Source organism: Spirillospora sp. NPDC046719 (genome assembly GCF_040645715.1).
Classification (GTDB): domain Bacteria; phylum Actinomycetota; class Actinomycetes; order Streptosporangiales; family Streptosporangiaceae; genus Spirillospora.
Window position 1 is genome coordinate 1 of sequence record NZ_JBEYYT010000342.1, and the last position, 10,605, is coordinate 10,605.

The 10,605-nt window shown below is 68.9% G+C and carries 13 protein-coding genes; all 13 read left to right on the forward strand.

Annotated features, from left to right (window positions below):
- Nucleotides 1-1,527: hypothetical protein (locus ABZ914_RS37995; protein WP_500199273.1), on the forward strand; the 1,527-nt coding region annotated here is incomplete at its 5' end.
- Between the two features lie 509 nt (nt 1,528-2,036).
- A complete protein-coding gene (rpsL, locus tag ABZ914_RS38000) occupies nt 2,037-2,411 on the forward strand; it encodes a 30S ribosomal protein S12 (protein WP_030176166.1) in 375 nt (124 codons plus the stop codon).
- Nucleotides 2,411-2,881: a 30S ribosomal protein S7 gene (rpsG, locus tag ABZ914_RS38005; RefSeq protein WP_021597494.1), complete on the forward strand. Its 471-nt coding sequence runs from the start codon at nt 2,411-2,413 to the stop codon at nt 2,879-2,881. Before rpsL ends, rpsG begins: the two co-directional genes overlap by 1 nt.
- 48 nt (nt 2,882-2,929) lie before the next feature.
- Nucleotides 2,930-5,041: an elongation factor G gene (gene fusA, locus ABZ914_RS38010; RefSeq protein ID WP_190862624.1), complete on the forward strand. Its 2,112-nt coding sequence runs from the start codon at nt 2,930-2,932 to the stop codon at nt 5,039-5,041.
- Between the two features lie 85 nt (nt 5,042-5,126).
- Complete coding sequence (tuf, locus tag ABZ914_RS38015) at nt 5,127-6,320, forward strand: elongation factor Tu (protein ID WP_190862626.1); 1,194 nt, start codon at nt 5,127-5,129, stop codon at nt 6,318-6,320.
- 107 nt (nt 6,321-6,427) lie between these two features.
- Nucleotides 6,428-6,736 carry a 30S ribosomal protein S10 gene (rpsJ, locus tag ABZ914_RS38020; protein WP_018657599.1) on the forward strand — a complete coding sequence of 103 codons (309 nt, stop codon included), beginning with the start codon at nt 6,428-6,430 and terminating at the stop codon, nt 6,734-6,736.
- 14 nt (nt 6,737-6,750) lie between these two features.
- Entirely contained in the window at nt 6,751-7,401 is a 651-nt protein-coding gene (rplC, locus tag ABZ914_RS38025; protein WP_151543204.1) for a 50S ribosomal protein L3, read from the forward strand.
- Nucleotides 7,398-8,000, forward strand: coding sequence for a 50S ribosomal protein L4 (gene rplD, locus ABZ914_RS38030; RefSeq protein ID WP_190862628.1), 603 nt, complete (start codon nt 7,398-7,400; stop codon nt 7,998-8,000). Before rplC ends, rplD begins: the two co-directional genes overlap by 4 nt.
- A gap of 13 nt (nt 8,001-8,013) precedes the next feature.
- Nucleotides 8,014-8,313 (forward strand): 50S ribosomal protein L23, encoded by a 300-nt coding sequence (gene rplW, locus ABZ914_RS38035; RefSeq protein WP_151543206.1) that lies wholly within the window; start codon nt 8,014-8,016, stop codon nt 8,311-8,313.
- A gap of 45 nt (nt 8,314-8,358) precedes the next feature.
- Nucleotides 8,359-9,192: a 50S ribosomal protein L2 gene (rplB, locus tag ABZ914_RS38040; protein ID WP_151543207.1), complete on the forward strand. Its 834-nt coding sequence runs from the start codon at nt 8,359-8,361 to the stop codon at nt 9,190-9,192.
- A 12-nt stretch (nt 9,193-9,204) separates the two neighbouring features.
- Entirely contained in the window at nt 9,205-9,486 is a 282-nt protein-coding gene (gene rpsS, locus ABZ914_RS38045; RefSeq protein WP_067454662.1) for a 30S ribosomal protein S19, read from the forward strand.
- Nucleotides 9,487-9,514: 28 nt separating this feature from the next.
- On the forward strand, nt 9,515-9,892 hold the full coding sequence (gene rplV, locus ABZ914_RS38050) for a 50S ribosomal protein L22 (RefSeq protein ID WP_151543208.1): 378 nt from the start codon (nt 9,515-9,517) through the stop codon (nt 9,890-9,892).
- On the forward strand, nt 9,892-10,605 hold a 714-nt coding region (rpsC, locus tag ABZ914_RS38055; RefSeq protein ID WP_500199276.1), incomplete at its 3' end, for a 30S ribosomal protein S3. The genes rplV and rpsC, both read left to right, overlap by 1 nt.

A 10,605-nucleotide genomic window follows, 5' to 3' on the forward strand; every position in this document is an offset into this window, starting at 1 on the left:
GGCGCGGCCGGCGGGCAGCGGCCCCCGGCGCCGCAGGAGCCCGGCGAGCAGGAGCGGCAGACGCCTCCGCCGCCGCCCCCGACGATGGTCGAGCAGCCGCTGCGGCAGTACGGCGAGCAGCCCCCGCCGCCGCCCCAGCAGCAGTACGGCGCCCCCCAGTACGAGCAGCAGTACGAGCAGCAGCCCTACGGGCAGCAGCCCGGAGGCCAGGCGCCCTACGGCGCGCCTCCCGGCCCGGGCGGCTTCCCGCCGCCGGAGCAGCAGCAGTACGGCGGCCAGCCGGGCCAGCAGTACGGCCAGCAGCCCGAGCAGCAGTACGGCCAGCCCCAGCAGCAGGCGTACCCGCAGCAGCCGATGCACGGCGCTCCGCAGGAGCAGCAGCAGTACGGCCAGCCGCCGTTCGGCGCCCAGGGCGGCTACGCGCCGCCTCCGGAGCCGCGCGCGCCCGAGGGCGGCGCGCCCGCCGAGCAGGCGCCGCCGGCCCCGGGGCAGCCGCAGGACGCGGGCAACGAGCGCACCCTGATCGTGCCCGGACCCGGCGCGGGCGGGCAGGAGCCCGAGCGGCCGCAGCGTCCCCCGGTGGACGACCAGGCGACGCTGCACTGGTCGCCCGGCACGGACGTGCCCGTCGCGACCGGCCCGGAGCGCCGGCAGGAGCCGCCCGCCGAGCCGTGGCAGGCGCCGGTGCCGCCGTCGACGCCGGAGCCGTGGTCGCCCGAGGCGTCCCAGCCGGGGCAGCAGCAGGGCGGGCCGGGCCAGGGCCAGGCCGACCACGAGCGGACGATGATGGTCCCGCCGCCCGAGTCGGGCTTCGGCGGGTCCCCGCAGCCGGAGGAGCCGCCCGCGTTCGGCGCCCGCGGCGTCGAGGACGCCCGGCCGACCGAGGCGTTCGGCCCGTCCGCGCAGTCGCAGGGCCGGCACGCCGCGGAGCCGTCCGGCGGGATGGCCGAGCACACCCGCCTGGACATCGGGCAGCAGTCGTGGCAGCCGCAGTCCCAGGAGCAGCCGCCGCAGCCCGGCGCGCAGCAGTTCGGCCAGGACTACGGCCAGCAGCAGGGCTACGGCCAGCAGCAGGGCGCGCAGCAGTTCGGCCAGCAGGGTGAGCAGCAGCAGTACGGTGCGCAGCAGTTCGGCGCCCAGCAGGACCAGCAGCAGTACGGCCAGCAGTTCGGGCAGCAGCAGGACTACGGCCAGCAGCAGGACTACGGGCAGCAGCAGGAGTACGGGCAGCAGGGCTTCGGCCAGCAGCAGGGCGGGCAGCAGTTCGGCCAGCCCGGCGACCAGCAGCAGTACGGCGACCAGCAGCAGTACGGCGGCCAGCCCGCGTTCGGCCAGCCGGGCCAGCCCGCTCAGCACGGCCAGCACGGCCAGCAGGGACAGTTCGGGCAGCCGGGTCAGTACGGCCAGCCGACCACGTACGGGGCCGACGAGGGCAAGAGCGGCAAGAACAACACGCTCCTGTACATCATCGGCGGCGCGGTCGTCGCGGTGATCCTCATCGTCCTGATCGTCGCGTTCGTCCTCTAGCAGGCCCCGGCGGGGGAGGGCGTAAAAGATCGTCCACGTCTTCCCCAAGAGCCGGGGCGTGGGTCACAATGCCGACGGGTCTTCCCGCCACCGGGCGGGAACACCCGTCGGCCTTCTTCCGTTGATCTGTACGGGTGAGTCGGCTTTCGAGGGCCCTCCGGGCTTGCGCCGGACGGGGCTCACGCGGTAGTGCGCTCTTCGCTTTGCACTTTGGCGAAGGGGTCGGTAACCTCTTCACTTGTGCCCGCTGTATGCGGGCCGCTATGCGTGCGCGCCGGCGAGGTTCGACAGGACCGGCCCAGCGCCGCATCTACTCCCCGGCTTGATTCGGCCCTGAGATGGGCCGGGCGGTCTGTGTCGGTTGTTCGCGGGCAATGCTCCGTGAACCGGCGACACGCCCGACCGCGTGGGTCGGAGAGGTCGGGAAACCGGCAGGTCACAGCCTCGCCTGAGGTGGTGATTGCAGCAACAGGACTTACCGGCTCGGTACGAGGGAAGACGGAGACGCGGTGCCCACGATCCAGCAGCTGGTCCGCAAGGGCCGCCAGGACAAGGTGACCAAGAACAAGACGCCCGCGCTGAAGGAGAGCCCCCAGCGCCGGGGTGTCTGCACGCGCGTCTACACGACGACGCCCAAGAAGCCGAACTCCGCGCTTCGCAAGGTCGCCCGTGTCCGGCTGACCAGCGGGATTGAGGTCACGGCCTACATCCCCGGCGTCGGTCACAACCTGCAGGAGCACTCGATCGTGCTCGTGCGCGGCGGCCGTGTGAAGGACCTCCCGGGTGTTCGGTACAAGATCATCCGCGGGTCGCTCGACACTCAGGGCGTCCGCAATCGCAAGCAGGCGCGCAGCAAGTACGGCGCGAAGAAGGAGAAGAGCTGATGCCGCGCAAGGGCCCCGCTGGCAAGCGCCAGCTGATCGCTGACCCGGTGTACAACTCGCCGCTGGTCACCGCGCTCATCAACAAGATTCTCCTGGACGGCAAGCGTTCCATCGCGCAGAGCATCGTGTACGACGCCCTCGAGGGCGCCCGCGAGAAGACCGGCAACGACCCGGTCGTCACGCTGAAGCGCGCGCTCGACAACGTCAAGCCGACCCTGGAGGTCCGCAGCCGCCGTGTCGGTGGCGCGACCTACCAGGTCCCCGTCGAGGTGCGGCCGGCCCGCAGCACCACCCTCGCCCTGCGCTGGCTGGTGGTGTACGCCCGGCAGCGTCGCGAGAAGACCATGACCGAGCGGCTGATGAACGAGCTGCTCGACGCGAGCAACGGACTCGGCGCGTCTGTCAAGAAGCGCGAGGACACCCACAAGATGGCGGAGTCCAACAAGGCCTTCGCCCACTACCGCTGGTAACCCCGGCGGGTTGAGAACGACCAGACGACGCGAGGACGCGAGGACACTGTGGCTACCAAAACCGGTGTAGACCTGGCCAAGGTCCGCAACATCGGGATCATGGCCCATATCGACGCTGGCAAGACCACGACGACCGAGCGGATCCTGTACTACACGGGCATCAGCTACAAGATCGGCGAGGTCCACGACGGCGCCGCCACCATGGACTGGATGGAGCAGGAGCAGGAGCGGGGGATCACCATCACCTCCGCCGCCACCACCTGCGAATGGCCCGTCGACGACGTCAAGCACACGATCAACATCATCGACACCCCGGGGCACGTCGACTTCACCATCGAGGTGGAGCGCAACCTGCGGGTGCTCGACGGCGCGGTCGCGGTGTTCGACGGTGTCGCCGGCGTCGAGCCGCAGTCCGAGACGGTGTGGCGCCAGGCCGACCGTTACGGCGTGCCCCGCATGTGCTTCGTCAACAAGCTCGACCGCGTCGGCGCCGAGTTCCACCGCTGCGTCGACATGATCGAGAACCGTCTCAACGCGGTCCCGCTCGTGCTGCAGCTGCCGATCGGCGCCGAGGCGGACTTCAAGGGCGTCATCGACCTGGTGAACATGAAGGCCCTCCTGTGGAACGAGGAGGCCAAGCTCGGCGAGATGTACGACACGGTCGACATCCCCGAGACGCACGCCGAGTCGGCCCGCGAGTGGCACGACAAGCTGGTCGAGACGCTCGCCGAGAACGACGACGAGATCATGGAGCTGTACCTGGAGGGCAACGAGCCCACCGTGGAGCAGCTGCACGCCGGCATCCGCCGCGCCACGATCTCCGCCGCCGTGACGCCGGTGACCTGTGGCACCGCCTTCAAGAACAAGGGCGTGCAGCCGCTGCTGGACGCGATCGTCCGCTACCTGCCCTCGCCGCTGGACGTCGAGGCCATCGAGGGCCACGCGGTCCGCGACGAGGAGAAGGTCCTCACCCGCAAGCCGAGCGAGGACGAGCCGTTCTCCGCGCTCGCCTTCAAGATCGCCAGCGACCCGCACCTGGGCAAGCTCACCTTCGTCCGCGTGTACTCCGGCGTGCTGGAGTCCGGCGCGAGCGTGATGAACTCCGTCAAGGAGCGCAAGGAGCGCATCGGCAAGATCTACCGGATGCACGCCAACAAGCGCACCGAGATCGAGCGCGCGGGCGCCGGCGACATCGTCGCGGTGATGGGCCTCAAGCAGACCACCACCGGTGAGACGCTGTGCGACGAGAAGGACCCGATCGTCCTCGAGTCGATGAACTTCCCGGCGCCGGTCATCCACGTGGCGATCGAGCCGAAGACCAAGGCCGACCAGCAGAAGCTGGGCACCGCGATCCAGCGGCTGGCCGAGGAGGACCCGTCCTTCCAGGTCCGCTCCGACGAGGACACCGGCCAGACCGTGATCTCCGGCATGGGCGAGCTCCACCTGGAGATCCTCGTCGACCGGATGAAGCGCGAGTTCAAGGTCGACGCCAACGTCGGCAAGCCGCAGGTGGCCTACCGCGAGACCATCAGCAAGAAGGTCGAGAAGGTCGAGTACACCCACAAGAAGCAGACGGGCGGCTCCGGCCAGTTCGGCCGCGTGATCATCGACCTGGAGCCGCTCGGCGGCGGGTCCGACGGTTACGAGTTCGAGAACAAGGTCACCGGTGGCCGTATCCCGCGGGAGTACATCCCGTCGGTTGACGCGGGCTGCCAGGAGGCCGCGGAGTTCGGTGTCCTCGCCGGCTACCCGATGGTGGGCGTCAAGGTCACCCTGCGAGACGGCGCCTACCACGAGGTCGACTCGTCGGAAATGGCGTTCAAGGTCGCCGGTTCCATGGCGTTCAAGGAGGCCGCCCGCAAGGCGTCCCCGACGCTGCTGGAGCCGATGATGGCCGTCGAGGTCACCACGCCCGAGGACAACATGGGCGACGTGATCGGCGACCTCAACAGCCGCCGCGGCCAGGTCCAGTCCATGGACGAGCGCAGCGGGATGCGCGTCATCAAGGCGCTCGTGCCGCTGTCCGAGATGTTCGGCTACGTGGGTGATCTGCGCAGCAAGACCCAGGGCCGGGCCGTCTTCACCATGCAGTTCGACTCCTACGCCGAGGTTCCGGGGAACGTCGCGCAGGAGATCATCGCGAAGGCGCGGGGCGAGTAAGCACCCGGGCCTGCCCACAGATCACACCAGACGTACATCGAAGCGGTCGTTCCAGACGGCCGAGGATCGCAACAAGGAGCAACCAGTGGCGAAGGCCAAGTTCGAGCGGACGAAGCCGCACGTGAACATCGGCACCATCGGTCACATCGACCACGGTAAGACCACGCTTACCGCGGCGATCACCAAGGTGCTCCACGACAAGTACCCGGACCTCAACCCCTTCACGCCGTTCGAGGACATCGACAAGGCGCCGGAGGAGCGCGAGCGCGGTATCACGATCTCCATCGCGCACGTGGAGTACCAGACCGAGTCCCGGCACTACGCGCACGTGGACTGCCCCGGTCACGCGGACTACATCAAGAACATGATCACCGGTGCGGCGCAGATGGACGGCGCCATCCTGGTGGTCGCCGCGACCGACGGCCCGATGCCGCAGACCAAGGAGCACGTGCTCCTGGCCCGCCAGGTCGGCGTCCCCTACATCGTCGTCGCGCTGAACAAGTGCGACATGGTGGACGACGAGGAGATCCTGGAGCTCGTCGAGCTCGAGGTCCGCGAGCTGCTGTCCGAGTACGAGTTCCCGGGCGACGACGTCCCGGTCGTGCGCGTGTCCGCCTTCCAGGCGCTGCAGGGCGACGAGAAGTGGTCCGAGTCCATCGTCGAGCTGATGAACGCCGTCGACGAGAACGTGCCGGAGCCGGTGCGCGACACCGAGAAGCCGTTCCTGATGCCGATCGAGGACGTCTTCTCGATCACCGGTCGCGGCACGGTCGTCACCGGCCGCATCGAGCGCGGCGTCGTGAACGTCAACGAGGAAGTCGAGATCATCGGCATCAAGGACGCGTCGTCCAAGACGACCGTCACCGGTGTCGAGATGTTCCGCAAGCTGCTCGACCAGGGCCAGGCGGGCGACAACGTCGGCCTGCTCCTGCGCGGCATCAAGCGCGAGGACGTCGAGCGCGGCCAGTGCGTCATCAAGCCGGGCACGAACACCCCGCACACCGAGTTCGAGGCGCAGGTCTACATCCTGTCCAAGGACGAGGGCGGCCGCCACACGCCGTTCTTCAACAACTACCGTCCGCAGTTCTACTTCCGGACCACGGACGTCACCGGCGTGGTGAACCTCCCCGAGGGCACCGAGATGGTCATGCCGGGCGACAACACCGAGATGCGCGTCGAGCTGATCCAGCCCGTCGCCATGGAGGAGGGCCTGAAGTTCGCCATCCGTGAGGGTGGCCGGACGGTCGGCGCCGGTCGCGTCACCAAGGTCATCAAGTAACACCCCTCGTGGACGCGGCGGCCCAGCCGCCGGCAGGACCGGGCGACTGGGCCGCCGCGTCACGGGAAGTAAACAGCGGCACTACAGCAAAGGACACCGAGGCCACCATGGCGGGACAGAAGATCCGCATCCGGCTCAAGGCCTACGACCACGAGGTCATCGACACCTCCGCGAAGAAGATCGTTGAGACGGTGACGCGGACGGGCGCCAAGGTCGCGGGCCCGGTGCCGCTGCCGACCGAGAAGAACGTGTACTGCGTCATCCGCTCGCCGCACAAGTACAAGGACAGCCGCGAGCACTTCGAGATGCGCACGCACAAGCGGTTGATCGACATCATCGACCCGACGCCCAAGACGGTCGACTCGCTGATGCGGCTCGACCTTCCGGCCGGCGTTGACATCGAGATCAAGCTCTGAGGGACGCACCAGAAATGAGCACGCAGAGGAAGGGCGTCCTGGGCGAGAAGCTCGGCATGACCCAGGTCTTCGACGATGAGGGCCGGATCGTTCCGGTGACCGTCGTCCAGGCCGGGCCGTGTGTCGTCACGCAGCTCCGCACCCAGGAGAAGGACGGCTACACCGCCGTCCAGATCGGGTACGGGCAGATCGACCCGCGCAAGGTGAACAAGCCGCGCACGGGCCACTTCGAGAAGGCCGGCGTCACGCCGCGCCGCTACCTCGTCGAGCTGCGTTCGGACGACACCACCGAGTTCGAACTCGGCCAGGAGATCACCGCTGGCGTCTTCGAGGCCGGCCAGAAGATCGACGTCACCGGCACGAGCAAGGGCAAGGGCACCGCCGGTGTCATGAAGCGCCACGGCTTCAAGGGCCTCGGCGCCTCGCACGGCACCCAGCGCAAGCACCGCTCGCCGGGCTCGATCGGCGGCTGCGCGACCCCGGGTCGCGTCTTCAAGGGCCTCCGCATGGCGGGACGGCACGGCAACGCCCGTACCACCGTGCAGAACCTGACCGTCCACGCCGTCGACGCGGAGAAGAACCTGCTGCTCATCAAGGGCGCGGTTCCCGGTCCCAACGGCGGCGTGGTGCTGGTCCGCGACGCAGTGAAGGGGACGGGCAAGTGACCTCCAAGCTCGACATCGACCTGCCCGCCGAGGTCTTCGACGCGAAGACCAGCGTGCCGCTGATCCACCAGGTCGTGGTGGCGCAGCTGGCCGCGGCGCGGCAGGGGACGCACGCCACGAAGACCCGCGGCGAGGTGTCCGGCGGCGGCAAGAAGCCGTACCGGCAGAAGGGCACCGGCCGCGCCCGCCAGGGTTCGACCCGCGCCCCCCAGTTCGCCGGCGGCGGCACGGTGCACGGCCCGCAGCCGCGGGACTACTCGCAGCGGACGCCCAAGAAGATGAAGGCCGCCGCGCTGCGCGGCGCCCTGTCGGACCGCGCCCGCTACGGCCGGGTGCACGTGGTCGACCACATCATCGAGGGCGACACCCCGAAGACGAAGACGGCGCTGACGGCGCTGCGCTCGGTCACCGAGGCCAAGCGCGTCCTGCTGGTCCTGGACCGCGAGGACGAGCTGACCTGGAAGAGCCTGCGCAACGAGCCGAGCGTGCACGTTCTCGTCTCCGACCAGCTCAACACCTACGACGTGCTGGTGAACGACGACGTCGTCTTCACGCAGAAGGCGTACGACGAGTTCATCTCGCGCGCGGCGAAGAAGTAAGGAGGGTCGCACAGTGAACAAGATCGCCGACCCCCGCGACGTCATCATCGCGCCGGTCGTCTCGGAGAAGAGCTACGGGCTGCTGGACGAGAACAAGTACACGTTCGTCGTCCGGACCGACGCCAACAAGACGCAGATCAAGCAGGCCGTCGAGTCGGTGTTCGGCGTCAAGGTGACGAACGTGAACACGCTCAACCGGCCCGGCAAGCGCAAGCGCACCCGGTTCGGCTACGGCAAGCGCAAGGACACCAAGCGCGCCATCGTCAGCCTCGCCGAGGGCGAGCGGATCGACATCTTCGGCGGCCCGGCCTAAAGAGCCAGGTCGTCCCGAAGACTGAAATAAGGATGAACGAAAAAGATGGGCATCCGTAACTACAAGCCGACGACTCCGGGTCGTCGCGGCTCCAGCGTGGCCGACTTCGTCGAGGTCACGCGCAGCGAGCCGGAGAAGTCGCTGCTGCGTCCTCTCCCCAAGAAGGGCGGCCGCAACAACCACGGCCGCATCACGACCCGGCACCAGGGCGGCGGCCACAAGCGCGCCTACCGCGTGATCGACTTCCGCCGGCACGACAAGGACGGCGTCCCGGCGAAGGTCGCGCACATCGAGTACGACCCGAACCGCACCGCCCGCATCGCGCTGCTGCACTACGCCGACGGCGAGAAGCGCTACATCCTCGCGCCGCGGAACCTGCGCCAGGGCGACCGCGTCGAGAACGGGCCGGGCGCGGACATCAAGCCGGGCAACTGCCTGCCGCTGCGCAACATCCCGACGGGTACCGTCATCCACGCCATCGAGCTGCGGCCCGGCGGCGGCGCCAAGATCGCCCGCTCCGCGGGCGCCGGCGTCCAGCTGCTGGCCAAGGAGGGCAAGTACGCCACGCTGCGCATGCCCTCGGGCGAGATGCGGATGGTGGACGTGCGCTGCCGCGCGACGGTCGGCGAGGTCGGCAACGCCGAGCAGTCGAACATCAACTGGGGCAAGGCCGGCCGGATGCGGTGGAAGGGCAAGCGCCCGACCGTCCGCGGTGTGGCCATGAACCCGATCGACCACCCGCACGGTGGTGGTGAGGGCAAGACCTCCGGCGGTCGGCACCCGGTGAACCCGAACGGTAAGAAGGAAGGCCGCACTCGCCAGGCGAACAAGTCGAGCGACCGGCTGATCGTCCGTCGTCGCAGCAAGAAGAAGCGGTAGGAGTCGCTCGTCATGCCACGTAGCCTTAAGAAGGGTCCCTTCGTGGACGACCACCTGATCAAGAAGGTGGACGTTCAGAACGAGAAGGGCACCAAGAACGTCATCAAGACGTGGTCCCGGCGCTCCATGATCGTGCCGGACATGATCGGTCACACGATCGCCGTGCACGACGGCCGCAAGCACGTGCCGGTGTTCATCACCGACGCCATGGTGGGGCACAAGCTCGGCGAGTTCGCGCCGACGAGGACGTTCCGCAGCCACGTCAAGGAAGACCGCCGCAGCCGTCGCGGCTGAGCGGGCACGTAGGAGAGAGGGAACAGCGATGGAAGCCAGGGCCCAGGCGCGGTTCATCCGCGTCACGCCCATGAAGGCCCGCCGCGTGGTGGACCTCATCCGCGGCCTGCCTGCCGCGGAGGCGCAGGCGGTGCTGCGGTTCGCCCCCCAGGCCGCCAGTGAGCCGGTGGGCAAGGTGCTGGCCAGTGCCATTGCCAACGCCGAGCACAACTTCAAGCTCGACACGGGCACGCTCGTCGTGAGCGGCGCGTGGGTCGACGAGGGGCCGACGCTGAAGCGTTTCCGTCCCCGCGCCCAGGGTCGGGCTTACCGCATCAACAAGCGCACGAGCCACATCACCGTGGTCGTCGCCCCGAAGGACGAGGTCGCTTCGGCCGGCGGTAAGAAGACGAGGAGGGCCCGGTAGTGGGTCAGAAGATCAACCCGCACGGGTTCCGCCTGGGCGTCACCACCGACCACAAGTCCGTGTGGTTCGCCACGAAGCTCTACAAGGACTACGTCAAGGAAGACGTCCAGATCCGGCGCATGCTGCAGAAGGGCATGGACCGGGCGGGCATCTCCAAGGTGGAGATCGAGCGGACCCGTGACCGTGTCGAGGTCAACATCCACACCGCCCGGCCGGGCATCGTCATCGGCCGCCGCGGCGCGGAGGCCGAGCGCCTCCGGGGCGACCTGGAGAAGCTGACCGGCAAGCAGGTCCGGCTGAACATCCTCGAGGTGAAGAACCCCGAGATCGACGCGCAGCTCGTCGCGCAGGGCGTGGCCGAGCAGCTGTCCAGCCGGGTCGCGTTCCGCCGCGCCATGCGCAAGGCGATCCAGTCGGCGATGAAGTCCGGCGCCAAGGGCATCAAGGTGCAGTGCGGCGGCCGTCTCGGCGGCGCCGAGATGTCGCGGTCGGAGTTCTACCGCGAGGGCCAGGTGCCGCTGCACACGCTGCGCGCCGACATCGACTACGGGTTCTACGAGGCCCGGACGACGTTCGGCCGCATCGGCGTGAAGGTGTGGATCTACAAGGGCGAGGCCGCGGCGACGCGCGCCGAGCGTGAGCAGAAGGCCGCGCAGCAGCGCGCCGCCGGCGGTGGCGGCGGTGGCCGCGAGCGTCGCGGTGGCGGCGGTGGC